Raw genomic sequence first — 17,287 nt, forward strand, 5'->3', positions numbered from 1 at the left:
AATAGATATCACCCACTGATTGTAGGAGATTACATGCAAACCCTCGAATTGGCTGGCGCATCCGTCCCCGTCATCGGCCAGGGCACCTGGCACATGGGCGAAGATCCGCATCAACGAAAACATGAAGTGGCCGCGTTGCGTTTGGGCATCGAACACGGCATGACCCTGATCGATACCGCTGAAATGTACGCAGAAGGCGGTGCCGAGGAAGTGGTCGGTGAGGCCATCGCCGGGCAGCGCGACCGCGTGTTTCTGGTGAGCAAGGTTTACCCACACAACGCAAGCCGCACCGGCATAGTAGAGGCGTGTGAACGAAGCTTGCGACGCCTCGGCACAGAACACATCAACCTGTACCTGCTGCACTGGCCCGGCCAACACCCACTGGAAGAAACCGTCGAAGCCTTCGAACGCCTGCGCGAAGCCGGCAAAATCGGTGGCTGGGGCGTCTCCAATTTCGACGTCACCGACATGGCGCACTTGGCCAACCCGGCCTGCGCGACCAATCAGGTGCTCTACAACCTCGAACAACGCGGCATCGAATTCGATCTACTGCCCTGGGCGCAGATCCACCTCATGCCGCTGATGGCCTACTGCCCCATCGCTCAGGCCGGGCACCTGCTGAAAAACCCGGTGCTGCAAGACATCGCTGCCCGGCATGACGCCACCCCCGCGCAGATCTGCCTGGCCTGGGTGCTGCGCAATAAAGGCGTCATCGCGATTCCCAAAGCCGTCAAGCCCGAGCACATACGCCTCAACGCTGCTGCCGCACAATTGACCCTGACCGCAGAAGACCTGCACGCCATCGACAGCGCTTGGCCTGCGCCCACTCGCAAGCGGGTGCTGGCGATGGTGTGAGCCGCTGCTTAAGCGGTCACGGACACACCCGACTATCCGCCGAACAGCCTCATCAGCGTGCGGCGGATTACCACGGGAGGAAGCACTACGCCATTGGGCGCGATCAGCTTCTTGGTAGCCCCCCCGCGATATCAGTATTGTCTGGCCGCGAAGGGATCATCGCCAGTTGCACTTTGACGTTATTCTCTTTATGAGCCCTCCAGCGCTTGAGGCTCGCCTCAAACGCTGGCGACTGCGCAGCATTGCCATAAACATCGGCCGGTTTTAGTTTGGTGGCGTTCAATTTCCCCAAGCGGCCAATGGTCGTATTGAGGCGACTTCTTTCTGCTGCAAGGCGGGTTGTTGTATGACTTGAGCCCTCATCGAAACTACGTGCATTACTGCTCACGGGCGTATTTGCATATCGCAGTGTCCTCAATGGATTCACAACCGAGGTCCCAGAGAATGGAAGACTTTTCGCCATCACTGAACGTCACCGGCATGAAATGCTGCTGTTTCCCATGATGCCGATAAGGCTCGCCACCCATACGTCCAAGCCCAAAACCGAACAGCAGCCAGCCGTAGGGAAACTTCCTCGGACGGCAATCAGAATGATTTCGTCATGATGGCTAACAAACGCCTGGGTTTCGGTACCCCCGATCAATTCCGGGTCGGTGTAGAAGTGCAGCCTGGCCGGATGCTCCTAATTAAAAGGGGGGGTCTCGAACTTAAAAGCACTTTCTATGCACAATTTAAGGACCCACTCCATCATAGTCTTTACGGGTAATCCACATTGCTTGAAAGGTGCTGAGCGAAGCGAGTATAGAACCACCAATCCAAACGCTGTATTTACGTTCAGGTGGTGCAACAACCTTAATTTTCATGGTGGCAGGTGCTAGCGCGACGATTTCCTTTTGCAGCCTTTCAGCCATGCCCGAAAACATTGTAGAGCCGCCAGTTAAAATGATATTGCTATAAAGATCTTTTCGAATATCAACATCGCACTTCATGATGCTGTTATAAACCACCTCATGAATTCCTGCGAATTTGAATCCAGTCAGTGAAGGTTTAAACAACACCTCCGGGCACCGGAAACGTTCGTCACCCACAGTGATTTCTTGGCCATCTGCCAGTTCATACGATTCCTGAAGACTGCTGGAGGTCGCTGCGCCTTCCATTTCAGCCTCAAAATCCATTGCGACGTAACACAGCTTTTCTTTGATCTCCTGAACAATTGAAGACTCTGCCGTTGTGGCAAAAGAGTAGCTGCGTTCTGACAGTATTTTAACCAGGTAGGCCGTCAGGTTTCGCCCTCCAATGTCCGTCCGCAAGACTGCGTGAGGTAAAGCATAGCCTTCGTAAATCGGAACAGCATGAGTAACGCTATCGCCCACCTCCAAAACTATCCCCGTTGTACGTCCTGAGGCATACAGAGCCAAAACCGCTTGAATCGAGACATAACAAGCGCGGCAATTAAATACCTCAAATAATATTTTAACCATTTTCTCCCGGCTACTACGTGGGTTAAGCGGCGGCTCCGTCAAGAGTATGTCATGCTCGGCAGGTTTCACTTTTAATACGTTGTCAAATACATGGTGTAGAATGAGCTCGAAATCGTCCCAGTCAGTGATGAAGCCATACTTTACCGGCCAGCTAAGTTTCAATGTATCTTTTTTAGCTAGCGCTTCCTCACCCACGTACACTGCCTTTTGGTTTGCATCAGCCGATTCTGGCCTGCCTACTACGGTGGGAAATACCGCTGGACTGGCGTCACCGGCGAAACCTACCTTCATCGTGCTACTGCCAATATCAATAACTATCGCGCAGACTTCTTCACTCATGATGTATTGCTCCTATTATTCAATAACAGCGGGCAGTCGCAATGATATTTGCATTAGCCCCAGTGATTGAGCGCATGGTCGTCATCATGCTGCCCGTTGCTCACGTACAGTTTCTCCAATAAGGTTTTTTCCGTCTACTGTCATATATGACAGTGATCTATTCTCTTTTCGAATACTTTCTTATCTTTTTATAGTCATATTTATGAATGCTTTCGAGCATTCCGAATTCCGTGATCTGATCTACCGCGGCCAGCGACCCGTCCGGTGGAAGCTTGAGTTAGGGAAACTCTGAAAAAGGTTTCCAAATATGGTTCATCTAAAAAAGCCGGTATTTCCGATATTTCAGTGAATTACTTTATTTCTGAGCGCTTGACGCACGATTTTCCGGCAAAAAGAAGGGCCTACTTCAGACCTTCCCTAGCAGGGTAAACACGCCGCGCTGATCAATCGCTTAAACGAAGATTTTATTCGCCACAAGAAGGAAAAATATGGCCTTCCGTTGGCGGTCTGGAGGGCGTGCGAGGTTCAGGATAGTTATTGCCGCTGCGAATTTTCTTGAAAAGTCGTACCGGGGGCGGAAAGAGATTGGCCGCAGCGTACTGTTCATCCGAACGAAAAACCGCATTACTCAAGAAACCCCGGCGTCCGCCGACCTCTAGGTACGACCTTCAAGTTCGGGGCAATCCCGGCCTTGAAGAACAGGGATGTCTTTGCCGCACCCGTTCCCACGTGGAATGCCTTCTTCTTGGCCATGAGAGACCCCCCATGTTCTTGCAAAAATCGCTGAGAGCCCAGATTCTGGCGTTGCTCGGTGGCAGCCTGTTGGCGATCCTGCTGATCGCGCTGGCCTGTTTTCATTTCCTCTCCAATAGCGTGCAGAACTACAAAGGCCTGATCGACGGGCCGTTGCACACATCCCAACTGATCGATGAGGCCAACCTCCAATTCAAAATTCAGGTACAGGAATGGAAGAACGTCCTGCTGCGTGGTAAGGAACCGGCAGAGCTGAATAAATACTGGGGACAATTCGAGGAGCGCCAACGTGAGGTGCAAGACATCCTTGGGCGCCTCGCCAACCAGACGCCCCCCGAGTTGAAAACCCGGATCGAGAAACTGCGCGAAGCCCATCAAGTGCTGGGCACCGCGTACCAGAAAGGCCGCGATGCATTTATAGCCTCTAACGGCGACCCTGTTGTAGGTGATACGGCAGTCAAAGGCATGGATCGGCCCGCCAGTGAACAAATGAGTGAGCTGGTCGCCCAATTACGCGAGCAGGGCAGCCAACAATCCGAGCACATCAGCGCAGACGCAAACCAAACAATTCTCCTGGGTATTGCGGTGATGCTGGTGTCCGGGCTGTTGATCGGACTGCTGAGCCTGTGGCTGGTCAATCGCAATCTGATCGATCCAGTTCGACGATTGATCGAATACGTCGCCCAGCTCAGCCAAGGTAAATTCGGTGACCGCGTCAGCACCGAGCGTCAGGATGAGCTAGGCCGTCTGGCCGTGGCCGCCAACACGCTTCGAGACTTTCTGGCAGAGACCTTCAACCGTTTGAAGGTCAGCGCTACGGACCTGGATAGCGCCAGCAGTGAGTTGAATGCGATTGCACAACTGATCGCTCAGGGCACCAACGAGCAGTTCGAGCGCACCGATCAGGTCGCCACGGCCATGAACGAAATGTCCGCCACCGCGCAAGAAGTGGCTCGACACGCAGAGCAGGCCGCCACTGCGGCAGACGCCGCCGACCACAGCGCCCAGCAAGGCGAACAGGTCATGCAGACAACCATTGCCGCGATTACTCACATGCGTGGCGAGATATCCAATACAGCCTCGGTCATCCGTCAGTTGGAAACCGACAGCGGAAGAATTGGTAAAGTACTCGAAGTCATTCGCGGTATCGCCGAGCAGACCAACCTGTTAGCCCTGAACGCGGCCATTGAAGCGGCGCGCGCCGGCGATGCAGGACGCGGGTTTGCCGTTGTCGCCGATGAAGTCCGCAGCCTGGCACAGCGCACCGCTGCCTCAACTGCCGAAATCAATCAAATCATCCACACCGTACAGACTGGCGCCCTCGACGCAGTGAAAGCGATTGAGGGTGGCCAGTCTCGCAGCGAAGAAAGCGTCGAGCAGGTCACCGAAGCAGGCCATATGCTGCATCGCATCACCGAAGCGGTCGAGGCGATCCGCGACATGAACCGACAGATCGCCACGGCGGCCGAAGAGCAAACCTCGGTCGCCGAAGATATCTCGCGCAATCTGGTAGAGATTACCCAAATCGCCAGCGCCAATCAGGACAATGTAAAACGCACCGAAACGGCCAGCCGTAACCTGCACAGCGTGTCGGGTCAGTTGAATGAGGTGACAGCACGGCTGAGTGCCTGAGACACCGATTGAACTGTAACAAAACTGTCAAAACAGATTGCCATGATGCGGTTTTAGCAATCCTGCGTCCCTGACAGGCGTATTCAGGTCAGCGAGCATCCATGAACAACAGCATCGTGCACGATCATCAGGATTCAGACTTGTTCGGCTTGATCTATGGGTTTCGTTTCCTCCCCGGTGAGCGGGGCCGGGAAATCGATTCGGCCGCCGCCCTGGAGTGCCTGCACACTCCGGGCGACCCCGAAGAATTCATCTGGCTGCACCTGAACCTGGCCCATGCAGGCTGCCAACGCTGGATGAAATCGCATCTGGAGCTACCGGAAGAGTTTTTCGAAGCCCTGCATGAAGGGTCGCGCTCGACACGCATCGAACACATCGACTCGTCGCTACTGGCAGTGGTCAACGATGTGGTGTTCAACTTCGGCATGGTGTCTTCAGACATCTCTACCTTGTGGGTCTGCACCCGCAGCCACATGATGATCAGCGTCCGCTTGCAGCCTCTGCATTCGGTAGACAGGCTGCGTCACTCGGTAAAACGCGGGGAGTTTTTCCGCTCGCCGCTGGAGCTTCTCGTGCATTTGCTGCGCGATCAAGGCGAAGTCCTCGAACAGATTGTGAGGAAAACCACGGTCAGCGTCGATCAAATCGAAGACCAACTGTTGTCTTCACGCCTGAGCGATAACCGCGCAGACCTGGGTGCAATGCGCCGGGTGCTGGTGCGCCTGCATCGGCTATTGGCCCTGGAACCCCGGTCCCTGTTGCGCCTGCTCAACCGCCCACCGGCCTGGTTCCAGAAAGAAGACGTGCAAGAGCTGCGTAAATCCACCGATGAATCCGCACTGGTGATCAGCGATCTCACCGCGCTGGGCGAGAGGATCAAGCTGCTGCAGGAAGAAATCGCCGCCAAGCTCAACGAGCAGAGCAGCCGCACCCTGTTCACCTTGACCGTGGTCACCGTGCTGGCGCTGCCGATCAATATCATCGCCGGCTTCTTCGGGATGAACGTCGGCGGCATTCCACTGGCCACTGACCCCGAAGGCTTTTGGGTACTGGTGGCGTTGGTCGCGACGTTCACCCTGCTCGCGGGTCGCTGGGCCTTTCGCAAACGCGACGACTACTGAAGCGCGCAAGCATTCAGCGCACGGCTCGCGCCAAGAGCCGTTCACTCAGCGGCGTTGATCGGCTCGTTCCGGGGCTGAATCGTCATCAACCTGATCAGGCGGTACTTCGCCGCTCTGGCGGGTGTCGATGCTCACCACCACTGACATCCCCGGTCGCAAGCGTTTGGCCTGGGGTTGATCGGGGTCAACGACGATCCGCACCGGTATCCGCTGGGCAATCTTGACGAAGTTCCCCGTGGCATTGTCCGCGGGTAGCAGGCTGAACTCCGAGCCAGCGGCGGGCGAGATTCGCTGTACCCTGCCCTGCATCTTCTGATGGTCGAGGGCGTCGACGCTGAAGGTTACCGGCTGACCGAGACGTACGTTGGCCATCTGGGTTTCTTTCATATTGGCGATGATCCACAGCCGATCCGGCACCAGCGCCATCAGTTGCGCCCCCGAATTGACGTAAGCGCCCAACCGCACGCCGATCTGCCCCAACTGACCATCACGCGGGGCTGTAACCCGCGTGTTGGACAGGTCGATACGCGCCAGTTCGATGGCGGCCTCGGCATTGGCCACCGACGCTTCCAGCGAGCCACGATTGACGATCACGGTTTGCAGATCCTGGCGGGAAATCTCCAGCGAAGCTTGCGCCTCGGCGACGGCGGCGACAGCTTGGGCATTGTCTGCGCGGCTCAGGTCCAGGTCGCGCCTGGACACTGAGCCATCGGCGACCAAATCCTCGTTACGGCGCAAATCAGCGGCGGTCTTGCGGCCCTGGGCAATAGTGTTGGCCAGAGCGGCCTGTCGCAGGAGGATGGTCGCTTCGGCACTGCGACGCTGCTGCAGGTTGTTGGCCCGCGCCGCTTTCTGCACCGCCAGTTGGGCCAGCGCCTGATCCAGGTGCTGCTTGTAGATCCGATCATCGAGACGCACCAACACATCGCCAGCCTTGACGAACTGGAAGTCCTGCACGGGCACCTCATACACATACCCGCTGAGCTGAGGCCCGATGATCGTCACCTGCCCCCTGACCAACGCGTTTTCCGTACTCTCGATGGCACTGCTGAACGGCGGTAGTTGCCAGGCGTAAAGCACGATCAATATGCCGATGAGCGCAATCGAGCCAAATATCAATGAAGAGAAAATCCGTACCCGCAACGGACGCGGCTGAGTACTCGGCGGTTCCGTGACGGGCGCCGGCGGTGGGCCTGAAGAGGCCGCTGGTGTGGCGTTTGCCGGAGTATTGGGCTCAGTCATGAAAGTTCAGCGCCACTGGAGGGGTCGGAGGACGTCGTTGTCGGGGCAGGAGCAATTTTTTCGGTGGTCATCTTCAGCCAGAGACTGCGCAGGAAAATCCAGATAAGGGTCAGCACCGCGATCAGCGCGATCATCATGAATACATCGTTGTAGGCGAGAACATTTGCCTCTCGGGTCGCCGCCGCTGCAAGGGTGCGAATCCCCTGGTTGGTACGCAGCGACGGGTCGGCAATGGCGGAGGCATAACTGCCACTGGCGATTTGCAGGCTCGATTGCACCTGGGCATTGATCAACGTCAGGTGTTCGACGATGTGACTGGAGTGAAATTTCTCGCGCACAACCTGCAGCGTGCCCAACGCCGCCGACCCGATCAGCCCGCCAAGGCTTTGGGTGATACCGAACAACACCGAAAAGCTCACCAGATTACGCGGGTTGCCAATCACCCCGCTCATCCCCTGTACCAGGGTCGGACCGAGGAAAAAGGTACCCCCGAAGGCCAGCAGAAACTGGCTCAGGTACATGTTCTCGGGCCGGGTCAGATTGGTCGAGCTGCTGTCCATCCAGGCACCCACGGCCATTGTCGCCAGCGAAATGATCACCGGTTTGAACAGGTGCTGCGGATCGATGGTCAGCGCACTGGCCGCCAGCCCCACCACGCTGCCCAGCAACATCACCAGATACAGGCTGTGCATCTGCTGGCTGCTCATGTTCAACACTTGCAAAAAGCCCACCGCGCCGATGGACTGTTCCGACAACACGATACGAATCAACATCACGGCCAAACCCAGACGAAGGATTCGGCCGCTGCCCAGCCAGCGAGTGATCAGCAAGGGGTTGGTGCGGTTATGTTCGATCGCCAAGCCAGCAAAGACCAGGGCGATCGATGCAGCCGAGGCGATACCGATCCATGGCGCCTCAAGCCACCAGTCAATCCGTCCCAACGACAGCACGGCGCACAATAAGGCAAAGCCGCTGGCGAGCAGGCCGAAGGTGAGAAAGTCGAGTGTTTCAAACGCCTTGAACCGGTCGCCCGGGGGCAGTTTCAGCAGGAGCACGCAGCCCAGCGAGAGCAACGCCATGCCCAGTTCAAAGAGATAAAGGCCGCGCCATTCGGCGATTTGCAACAGGTCTTCGGACACCAGTCGCGCCAGAGGAATCGCCAGCTGCGAAGTGCCCAGGCCAAGGACCAGCGCCTTCATTCGCCATTTCTGCGGGAAGGCCTGGATCATGTAGTACAGCCCCAACGAACTGAGTGCCGCGCCGACCATACCGTGGGCCGCACGCACGGCCACCGCCGACCCCAGGTCGTTGACGAACAGGTGCGCGAACGTCACCAGCGCATACAACACCAAAAATACTTCAGTGAATGCACGCAAGCCAAACTGCTGGCGAAACTTCACCAACAGCAGGTTCATCGACACGTTGGTCATGACATACGCGGCGGGCAGCCAGGCAATTTCCGCAGTCGTCGCACCCAGAGCGCCTTGCAGGTACGGTAGATTGGCAACCACCAGTGCATTACCCAGACCGCCGGTCAACGCAACGATCACACCGACGATTGCAAACGCCCAACGTTTGCCCGTCGAGTGCAACGGCGTGGACGGGGAGCCAGGCAGTACCGGGCGCTCGTGGGGCGCCCAATGGCGAGGGGTGTACTCGTTCATCGAGTGGACCTGATGGAGTATCTCCTCAAATGTTCATGAACCGAGCGAGTCCAGATCAGTAAAGCGCGCGGTCAAGGCGTAGTAAACCGTAGGACAGGAGTTCTTGCCAGCGTTGGGTGAAACCGATTGAAACGAGCCTTGGACTCGCTGATTTCAAGCGGACAGGAATACCCGGCAGCCTTTTATATTCCGCGATCCGACATTCGGTTTGAACATTACGCGCGCACTGCACATCACAGTTATTACCCCTGTCAGGGTGACCTTCAAAGCCGAAGGTGTACAGGGCTGAACAACGTGCCAGCCATTGAACTGCCAAAGAGAGGACCTGATGATCAGCACCTCAAGCGAGCGACGTAATATCCCCACCGGTAACGCACGTCTCAAGCGCTATCTGTCTATTCGACGCAGGACCGAGAACCTGATCGCACCACTGAGTGCCGAGGACATGGTCGTTCAGTCAATGCCTGACGCAAGCCCGACAAAATGGCACATGGCGCATACCACGTGGTTCTTTGAAACGTTTCTGCTGGCCGAGAACGTTGTCGACTACCGCCCTTTCGATCCGGCATTCGGTTACCTGTTCAACTCGTATTACGAAGCCGTCGGCCCGCGTCATCCCCGACCGCAGCGCGGGCTGATGACACGTCCGAGCGTGGACAGAGTACTGGACTACCGCAAGCATGTGGACGAACACATGCGCACGCTGCTTGAGGCAGACATAACCACCGCCACTGCCGATTTGCTTGAGCTGGGTCTGGCCCATGAGGAACAACATCAAGAGTTGTTGCTGATGGACATCTTGCACCTGTTCAGCACCTCCTCGCTCAAGCCGGCCTATGACCCACGTTGGCCCAAAGACCTTCCCGGGCGGCGCGGCCGGTTCAAGCCGCTCAAGGGGGGGCTGACGGAAATCGGCCACAAGGGCCAAGGCTTTGCCTTTGACAATGAAGGCCCCCGACACACCACCTACCTGCAACCGTTCGAAATCAGCGACCGCCTGGTGACCAACGGCGAATGGCTGGCGTTCATGGCGGACGGTGGCTATACCCAAGCCGGGCTATGGCTATCGGACGGCTGGGCCGCGGCCCAGGAACATGGCTGGAATGCCCCACTTTATTGGCAATACGACGCGCCCGGCTGGCGCCAGCTGACCTTGCGCGGGCTGGAAGCCATTGACCCGACAGCGCCAGTGATCAACATCAGCTATTACGAAGCGGCCGCCTTTGCCCACTGGGCTGATGCGCGCCTGCCAACAGAGGCCGAATGGGAAGCTGCCGCAGAGGCCGGACTGCTGGAGCAGGTGGATGACGTCGCCTGGCAATGGACGCAAAGTGCCTACAGCGCCTACCCGGGGTTTCGTCCGGCTGCTGGCGCGGTGGGCGAGTACAACGGCAAATTCATGATCAACCTGATGGTCCTTCGCGGCGGGGCCAGTGTCACCGCCCCTGGCCACACCCGCACGACCTACCGCAACTTTTTCCACCCGGAAAAGCGCTGGATGTTTTCCGGCCTGCGCCTGGCCCGTGATGCCCGCCAGCCTGGCGCAGTGAACAGCCACGACAGCGAGTTCGCCCGCGACGTGATTGCCGGGTTGTCGGCGTCGGTGAAAAGTCTGTCGCCCAAGTATTTCTATGACGCTGCTGGCTCCGAGCTGTTCGAGGCCATTTGCGAGACCGCCGAGTACTACCCGACCCGCGCTGAAACCGCCCTGTTGACTCACGTGGCCCAACAGCTTGCCAGTACCATTCCAGACGGTGCAGCGCTGGTGGAGTTCGGCAGTGGCGCCTGCGAAAAAACCCGTCTGTTGCTCGATGCAGCGCCGCAGCTTGCGCTGTATGTACCGATCGACATCAGCGCCAACGCATTAAAGAAGGCCGCCGTACGACTGAGGAAACGCTACCCGCACTTGAACATCGTGCCTCAGATTGACGATTTCAGCCGCGCCCTGCAATTGCCGACCGAGGTAGCCGGGCACACCTGTGTGGGATTTTTCCCCGGCTCGACCATTGGTAACTTCACTCACGATCAAGCCGTGAAGTTTCTGCGTTCAGCCCGGACCTTGTTGGGCGATCAGGCACATTTCATCGTTGGAGTGGATCTGCTCAAAGAGGCCGACATTCTGGTGGCCGCTTACGACGATGCCGACGGTGTCACCGCGCGTTTCAACAAGAATCTGTTGACCCGTATCAACCGCGAACTCGACGGCGACTTCAACGTCGAGGCCTTCGACCATCTGGCGCTGTGGAACGAAACCGAGGAGCGCATGGAAATGCATTTGGTGAGCCGCCGCGAACATGTAGTCAAGGTCGCTGGACACACGTTCCACTTCAACGCTGGCGAACGCCTGCACACCGAGAATTCACACAAGTTCAGCATCGAATCATTCACCGCGCTTGCGGCGGACGCCAACTGGTCGGTGAGTGCTTTCTGGGTGAGCGAAGCCCCCCAAGTGGCGCTGTTCAGTTTGAAGGCTTGAGGCCTATTTGGCATGTCCTCTCTTTGGCCCATGCAAAAATGCCCAACCGCACTGCAGTATTCTCGATTGTCATTTGCAAATTTGCACTGGTAGCATCCGTGGGTCATTTCTCGCACCAGATGAGAAGCAGAACAATAAAGCAGCAGGGAGATAGCCATGACTGCCCAGGAATTACCCGTTGGAACTGGCAACGCTGTACTCGCCACGGTGCGTAACCATATCGGCCATTTGACCCTCAACCGCCCCGCTGGCTTGAATGCCCTCTCCCTGGACATGGTCCGCATCCTGCAAAAACAGCTCGATGCCTGGGCTCAGGACGATGAGGTGTACGCCGTGGTCTTACGCGGCAGCGGCGACAAGGCCTTCTGCGCCGGTGGCGATATCCGTTCGTTGTACGACAGCCACAAAAATGGCCTGACTGTGCATCTGGACTTTTTCGTCGAGGAGTACGCCCTCGACCTGGCCATCCACCGCTACCGTAAACCCGTGTTGGCGCTGATGGATGGCTATGTGCTTGGCGGCGGAATGGGCCTGGCTCAAGGCGCCGACTTGCGGGTGGTCACCGAACGCAGCCGACTGGCGATGCCGGAAGTCGCCATCGGCTACTTCCCGGACGTGGGCGGCAGTTATTTCCTGTCGCGGGTACAGGGCGAGCTGGGGGTTTACCTTGGCGTCACCGGCGTACAGATTCGTGCGGCGGACGCACTGTATTGCGGGTTGGCCGACTGGTACCTGAACAGCGAAGTTTTACCGCAGTTGGACCAGCAACTGGACAGCCTGCTGTGGAATGACAACGCACTGAAGGATTTACAAAACCTGCTGGCAAAAAACGCCGTGCAGCAATTGCCCGATGCCCCGCTGGAAAAACTGCGTCCGGTCATCGACCATTTCTTCAGCCAGCCGAACGTGCAGAGCATCATCGAACAACTGCGTGAAGTCACCGTGGCTAACAGCCACGACTGGGCGATGAGTACGGCTGCCTTGATGGAAAGTCGCTCGCCGCTGGCGATGTCGGTCACCCTGGAAATGCTGCGTCGAGGTCGCCATTTACCACTTGAAGCCTGCTTCGCTCTGGAGCTGCACCTCGATCGCCAGTGGTTCAAGCGCGGCGACCTGATCGAAGGGGTCCGCGCACTGATTGTCGACAAAGATAAAAATCCACAGTGGAACCCACCCACCGTGCAGGCGCTCAGTGCCGAGCATGTCCAAAGCTTCTTTAACGGCCATGAGGGCTAAGCCATGCACGACCTCGAACTGACAGAAGAACAGGTAATGATTCGCGACATGGCGCGCGACTTCGCCCGTAATGAAATCGCACCCTATGCCCAGGCATGGGAAAAAGCCGGCTGGATCGATGACGCCCTGGTCGCCAAAATGGGCGAACTGGGCCTGTTGGGCATGGTGGTCCCGGAAGAATGGGGCGGCACTTATGTCGATTACGTCGCCTACGCCCTGGCCGTGGAAGAGATTTCCGCAGGCGATGGCGCGACAGGTGCGCTCATGAGTATTCACAACTCGGTGGGCTGTGGCCCGGTGCTCAACTACGGCACCGAGGCGCAAAAGCAGACGTGGCTGGCCGAGCTGGCAAGCGGTCAGGCCATCGGCTGCTTTGCCCTGACCGAGCCTCAGGCGGGCTCCGAAGCACACAACCTGCGGACCCGTGCTGAGTTGCAGGGCGACGAATGGGTCATCAATGGCGCCAAGCAGTTCGTCAGCAACGGCAAACGCGCCAAACTGGCCATTGTTTTCGCCGTGACCGATCCCGAATTGGGCAAGAAAGGCCTGTCGGCGTTTCTGGTACCAACCGACACTGCGGGCTTCGTGGTAGACCGTACCGAACACAAGATGGGCATTCGCGCATCAGACACCTGCGCCGTGACCTTGAGCAATTGCCGCGTTCCCGCCGCCAATCTGCTGGGTGAGCGTGGCAAGGGCCTGGCCATTGCCCTGTCCAACCTTGAAGGCGGACGCATCGGCATTGCCGCACAGGCACTGGGCATCGCCCGCGCCGCGTTCGAAGCCGCATTGGCGTATGCACGTGAGCGGGTGCAGTTCGACAAGCCGATCATCGAGCACCAAAGCGTCTCGAATATGCTCGCCGACATGCACACCCAACTCAACGCTGCACGCCTGCTGATCCTCCACGCGGCGCGCCTGCGCAGCGCGGGCAAACCCTGCTTGTCGGAAGCGTCACAAGCCAAGCTGTTCGCGTCGGAAATGGCTGAGAAAGTCTGCTCCAAGGCGATGCAGATCCATGGCGGCTATGGCTACCTGGAAGACTACCCGGTGGAACGCTATTACCGGGATGCGCGGATCACCCAAATCTACGAAGGTTCCAGTGAAATCCAGCGCCTGGTCATCGCCCGTGAGTTGCGGCACTACACGATTTGATTCGCCGGTATAAGAGCTAAGACGAGCCGCTTTAAAAAGCGGCTCTTTTTCAATGCAGCCTCGATGCACCCGACAAGCGAGTCAAGCGGCGAAGCGTTGGCGCCCCAACAACGTGACGAGAAGGCCCAAAGAGTCAGCATTTCCCAGGATGATTTCGCTGCGTTTTTCAGCATCGGCCAGAAAAACCGGGCGAGCGTCTGCCAGGGTTGTCTGTCCGGTGATGTTCAGAACGAATTGCTTACCCTCCCCTTCATCATTGATGTCTTGCCACTGGCCATTTTTAAAGTGCTTGAACAGCTGACTGATGGGGGTCCGATGCGAAAGATAGCGGTGATGCAACTCCTCCAGATCGGATTTGATCCGAATCTGGTCCGGCGTATCGATGGCCAACAAATCGAGGAAAGGGGCCGTGGCCTCCAGGTAAGCGATGTCGTGCGTGTCATTGCTCAGGTGAGACAGTTCGTGGATGAGTGCAGCCGCTCGATAGTGGGACCTCAGATTGAAACCCGCGCTGCCAACGGCTGAAGGCTTGAGGTGATATTTCGACGCTTCAAAAAACTGCTCGCTCAGGTAGATACGCTGGAGTGGATCAGCTTTTAGCGTGAACGCGACAGTGGTTTCGTACCCTGCCCGATTCACCCCCAAGACAAAACGGGGTGAAGAATAAGGTGCCAACGAGGCATCCATCACGGCGTTGAACAAGCCCGTTGTCGACTTTTTGATTGCATCGACAAGTCCGGCACTCGGCGTCTGTACACCGAAGAACTCACCAATGATTGTGTTGACCTGTGCATTGAGCGGTGCAGCGGGCGTTCGCACGTTCAGATTTTCCAGGCAGGTCTCGATATAGCGTTTGGTTTGCAGATGGGCGCGACCAATCCTGCGCGCGTGGTCTCGATACCCCAGACGTATCGCAGGCATTCCACTGGCCAGAACGTCGAACTCATGATTGACCGCTGCGTCGATCTCACTCGGGGTTAAAGCATCAGGAGATTTAGGCCGAGTAAGAAGCCCGCCTCCCCCCTCAACCCCCAACGCACATTGAGTTCCCATTGCTGATGGTCATTGAGTTTCAGGTTCGGCCCGACATTGTCACCACTGACAATGTGCCAGGCCCCCTCATCCTGCATCTGTACCTGATAGACCTTGCCAGCGACAGCCGCATACTTTTTCAGCGTCAAGGGCGCCTGGTAAAGGTTGTACAGCTCATCTTTCATCAAATCGCTCAATGCGATATCGGACACTTCGAACGCCTGCAAACGGACTTTTACGTCTGGGGGCAATTGGGCATTTCGCCAAGAGAATCCCAGCGGCGCGTCAAGGTCACTCAGCACCTCAGAGGCTGAATCGTCGACCTCCAGCGCCTTCAAGGCTGAATGTTTGGCCGACACAAAAATGGCCAAAGCAGCGGTAAACTCCGACACTGCCTCGCCCCAGTGTCGACTGGCGGCCGAGGTGGCTGATGAGTGAAACAACGATAGCCCTTGCCAGCCAGCAGCCATCAGGCCGAGATCGCCGGGCAGAAAAATAAGGACTTGCTCGGCCTGAAGCGTCATCAGGTACGTGAGCGACTCCCAATCAGCCTGGGCAGTAGTGACTGTCTGCGTTTTCGCTATTTCCTTGAATACGCTAACGGCATCACGGAACAGATACTGCAAAACATTGCCCTCAACAGGTTCGCTGTCCAGGGTGATAGGCCCCAATGAAAACATTGGGAAATCCGTATAGAACTCGGTACTCCACACCGGAGGCAGAAGGAAGCTGTGATGGCCATAACGCGTTTGCACGTCGGGCGTGACACGCTGCATGAGCTGAGTTTGCAGGCTGCTTGATGTACGTATGTCCTGCAGCAGGCTGGCGTTGTCGGCGTACTCCTTGAAGCAAAAATTCTGGTTAAAAATCGAATAAAGGATCACCGGCCCCTGAGATGGGTCCTTTGGGCCTATGACGTAAAAGCCGGGCACACTGTCCGCCATGGCGCCCGCCTGCGCGATCAGTCGAAGCGGACACAGGATAATGTCCTCTTCATGTACAGTTTGCCGGGCAAGACTATCGGGCATCTCCATGAGGCCCTCGATGTAATCGTAGGCGCTGGCACTGAGCTGCCCTTCAAGCTTTTTCTGAACAGCAGTTTCGATCATCAGCGCTGGCAACTGCTTGAAAAATAAACGTCTGCGAAGGCTGTAGTCTGAATGACTGCTGTCCAGCTTTTGCGTCAGCAGTTTTTGATAATGTGCTCCCACATCCAACGTGTGGATCAACCCACTCAGGTAGGCGGGCGTCAACAGAACGGTAGCCAGGCTCTCTTCAGCAGAACTCACCGCCAGGCTCGCCCCCTGGATCGTCGAAAAATGATTAAGCGAGTATTCGGTCAATGTTTCGGTGTTGACATCGGTCACTGCGGGCAAAAAAGAAGGCGTCTGTCCCGTGCCCACCGGGGCTCCAACGTATCGCGTAAGGGTTATTCGCAAGGTGTCCGGGTCAAATGACTGGCCGGGGAAGTCGATACTCAGCTGGTCGAGTATTTTTTCGCGGGCGTACGCCTTTAGATACGGAATGCCGAATAGAAAATCATTGATCGGATCACCGACCCGAAAGTAACGCTTGAGTACGTCGGCATAGCTCTGCAAGTCGTCAATCGAGGCTTTTTTTAACCAGGCCGGCATTTGCGCTTCGAACAGGGCACTCTGAATGGCCCCTGACATCGCATCCAGTGCTGCATCCATCTGGTCATTGGCCTGGGCAGCGGTCACGAGGTTGCTGAACAGTTTCGTCTCTAGACGGCAGTCCGTTGCGAGTTGAACCGCGTGCTCGACAGCCTTGCATTGCCGGTCCTGCTCGACCCGTTGCAACTGCTCAATGAAATGCTCATTCAGCGGAATAGTATCGATAGACAATAGATTGCCATCGGGTTGCTCCAGGTGTTTGCGGATCATGCACTTTTCAGGCTCGGGAAAAAGATCCAACCATTGCTCGCGGTGATGAGTGTTCGCCAGCTTCGCAATCAATAACCGCTTGAGACCAACAAGTGAGTCGAATCGTCGTACACCCAACAATGAAGACCAGAGCACTACACCCGTGGGGGCGAGTGAGGGTTGATGCAGCATGAAAAGGTTGGTCATCTGCACCGATGGGCGCTTCTCGTCATAGGTGCACGACAGGGCGCAGACTTCGACGATAGCGTCGCCAAATACCCGGCGCAGACTACGCACAGGGTAATCCAGTACTTGCTCAAGCATGACCTGCGCTGGCTGATCGAGGTCGTCCAGACGTCCCTTCAGGTTCAGCTCCAGGCGAAGCAGTGCTGCCGTTATCTCGCACGACAACGCCCGA

The 17,287-nt window shown here is 57.0% G+C and carries 12 protein-coding genes and 2 pseudogenes; 7 read left to right on the forward strand and 7 right to left on the reverse strand.

Features of this window, described 5'->3' with window-relative positions:
• Positions 1-33 precede the first annotated feature (33 nt).
• Positions 34-855, forward strand: coding sequence for an aldo/keto reductase (locus ACVBEG_RS17850; protein ID WP_322217171.1), 822 nt, complete (start codon positions 34-36; stop codon positions 853-855).
• Positions 856-958: 103 nt separating this feature from the next.
• Here the strand turns inward: ACVBEG_RS17850 and ACVBEG_RS17855 are convergent, their stop codons facing one another.
• From ACVBEG_RS17855 to ACVBEG_RS17865, 3 genes and pseudogenes are all read right to left on the reverse strand, one after another.
• Positions 959-1,243: a hypothetical protein gene (locus tag ACVBEG_RS17855; RefSeq protein ID WP_447108156.1), complete on the reverse strand. Its 285-nt coding sequence runs from the start codon at positions 1,241-1,243 to the stop codon at positions 959-961.
• Between the two features lie 22 nt (positions 1,244-1,265).
• Positions 1,266-1,537 (reverse strand): annotated as a pseudogene (locus ACVBEG_RS17860) (hypothetical protein); the annotation flags it as partial.
• A gap of 49 nt (positions 1,538-1,586) precedes the next feature.
• The gene (locus ACVBEG_RS17865) at positions 1,587-2,675 is read right to left on the reverse strand and encodes a hypothetical protein (protein WP_447108157.1); all 1,089 of its coding nucleotides are present in this window, start codon (positions 2,673-2,675) and stop codon (positions 1,587-1,589) included.
• A gap of 1,341 nt (positions 2,676-4,016) precedes the next feature.
• Here ACVBEG_RS17865 and ACVBEG_RS17870 point away from each other — a divergent pair.
• From ACVBEG_RS17870 to ACVBEG_RS17880, 3 genes and pseudogenes are all read left to right on the forward strand, one after another.
• Positions 4,017-4,127: pseudogene (locus ACVBEG_RS17870) on the forward strand (hypothetical protein); the annotation flags it as partial.
• 228 nt (positions 4,128-4,355) lie between these two features.
• Positions 4,356-5,060 carry a methyl-accepting chemotaxis protein gene (locus ACVBEG_RS17875; RefSeq protein WP_407074577.1) on the forward strand — a complete coding sequence of 235 codons (705 nt, stop codon included), beginning with the start codon at positions 4,356-4,358 and terminating at the stop codon, positions 5,058-5,060.
• A gap of 101 nt (positions 5,061-5,161) precedes the next feature.
• Complete coding sequence (locus ACVBEG_RS17880; RefSeq protein ID WP_322178293.1) at positions 5,162-6,181, forward strand: transporter; 1,020 nt, start codon at positions 5,162-5,164, stop codon at positions 6,179-6,181.
• Between the two features lie 45 nt (positions 6,182-6,226).
• Here the strand turns inward: ACVBEG_RS17880 and ACVBEG_RS17885 are convergent, their stop codons facing one another.
• Together ACVBEG_RS17885 and ACVBEG_RS17890 are read right to left on the reverse strand one after the other, a co-directional pair.
• Positions 6,227-7,423, reverse strand: a complete 1,197-nt coding sequence (locus tag ACVBEG_RS17885) for an HlyD family secretion protein (RefSeq protein ID WP_447108158.1) — start codon at positions 7,421-7,423, stop codon at positions 6,227-6,229.
• Complete coding sequence (locus ACVBEG_RS17890) at positions 7,420-9,087, reverse strand: MFS transporter (protein WP_322178291.1); 1,668 nt, start codon at positions 9,085-9,087, stop codon at positions 7,420-7,422. The genes ACVBEG_RS17885 and ACVBEG_RS17890 overlap by 4 nt, the downstream gene beginning before the upstream one ends.
• A 328-nt stretch (positions 9,088-9,415) precedes the next feature.
• Here ACVBEG_RS17890 and egtB point away from each other — a divergent pair, with 328 nt between their 5' ends.
• From egtB to ACVBEG_RS17905, 3 genes are all read left to right on the forward strand, one after another.
• On the forward strand, positions 9,416-11,563 hold the full coding sequence (egtB, locus tag ACVBEG_RS17895) for an ergothioneine biosynthesis protein EgtB (protein WP_443690369.1): 2,148 nt from the start codon (positions 9,416-9,418) through the stop codon (positions 11,561-11,563).
• A gap of 156 nt (positions 11,564-11,719) precedes the next feature.
• The gene (locus tag ACVBEG_RS17900; protein ID WP_323565845.1) at positions 11,720-12,799 is read left to right on the forward strand and encodes an enoyl-CoA hydratase/isomerase family protein; all 1,080 of its coding nucleotides are present in this window, start codon (positions 11,720-11,722) and stop codon (positions 12,797-12,799) included.
• A gap of 3 nt (positions 12,800-12,802) precedes the next feature.
• Positions 12,803-13,954, forward strand: coding sequence for an acyl-CoA dehydrogenase family protein (locus ACVBEG_RS17905; RefSeq protein ID WP_323565846.1), 1,152 nt, complete (start codon positions 12,803-12,805; stop codon positions 13,952-13,954).
• 81 nt (positions 13,955-14,035) lie between these two features.
• Here the strand turns inward: ACVBEG_RS17905 and ACVBEG_RS17910 are convergent, their stop codons facing one another.
• Together ACVBEG_RS17910 and ACVBEG_RS17915 are read right to left on the reverse strand one after the other, a co-directional pair.
• On the reverse strand, positions 14,036-14,875 hold the full coding sequence (locus tag ACVBEG_RS17910) for a hypothetical protein (RefSeq protein ID WP_447108159.1): 840 nt from the start codon (positions 14,873-14,875) through the stop codon (positions 14,036-14,038).
• 56 nt (positions 14,876-14,931) lie between these two features.
• Positions 14,932-17,280, reverse strand: coding sequence for a dermonecrotic toxin domain-containing protein (locus tag ACVBEG_RS17915; protein WP_447108160.1), 2,349 nt, complete (start codon positions 17,278-17,280; stop codon positions 14,932-14,934).
• Positions 17,281-17,287 lie beyond the last annotated feature (7 nt).

Source organism: Pseudomonas sp. GG8 (assembly GCF_052976945.1).

Bases quoted from the DNA above. Each gene is read 5' to 3' on its own strand.
- ACVBEG_RS17875 (WP_407074577.1), top strand. From the start codon at position 4,356: ATGTCCGCCACCGCGCAAGAAGTGGCTCGACACGCAGAGCAGGCCGCC.
- ACVBEG_RS17850 (WP_322217171.1), top strand. From the start codon at position 34: ATGCAAACCCTCGAATTGGCTGGCGCATCCGTCCCCGTCATCGGCCAG.
- ACVBEG_RS17865 (WP_447108157.1), bottom strand. From the start codon at position 2,675: ATGAGTGAAGAAGTCTGCGCGATAGTTATTGATATTGGCAGTAGCACG.
- ACVBEG_RS17880 (WP_322178293.1), top strand. From the start codon at position 5,162: ATGAACAACAGCATCGTGCACGATCATCAGGATTCAGACTTGTTCGGC.
- ACVBEG_RS17885 (WP_447108158.1), bottom strand. From the start codon at position 7,423: ATGACTGAGCCCAATACTCCGGCAAACGCCACACCAGCGGCCTCTTCA.
- egtB (WP_443690369.1), top strand. From the start codon at position 9,416: ATGATCAGCACCTCAAGCGAGCGACGTAATATCCCCACCGGTAACGCA.
- ACVBEG_RS17905 (WP_323565846.1), top strand. From the start codon at position 12,803: ATGCACGACCTCGAACTGACAGAAGAACAGGTAATGATTCGCGACATG.
- ACVBEG_RS17900 (WP_323565845.1), top strand. From the start codon at position 11,720: ATGACTGCCCAGGAATTACCCGTTGGAACTGGCAACGCTGTACTCGCC.
- ACVBEG_RS17890 (WP_322178291.1), bottom strand. From the start codon at position 9,087: ATGAACGAGTACACCCCTCGCCATTGGGCGCCCCACGAGCGCCCGGTA.
- ACVBEG_RS17910 (WP_447108159.1), bottom strand. From the start codon at position 14,875: ATGCCTGCGATACGTCTGGGGTATCGAGACCACGCGCGCAGGATTGGT.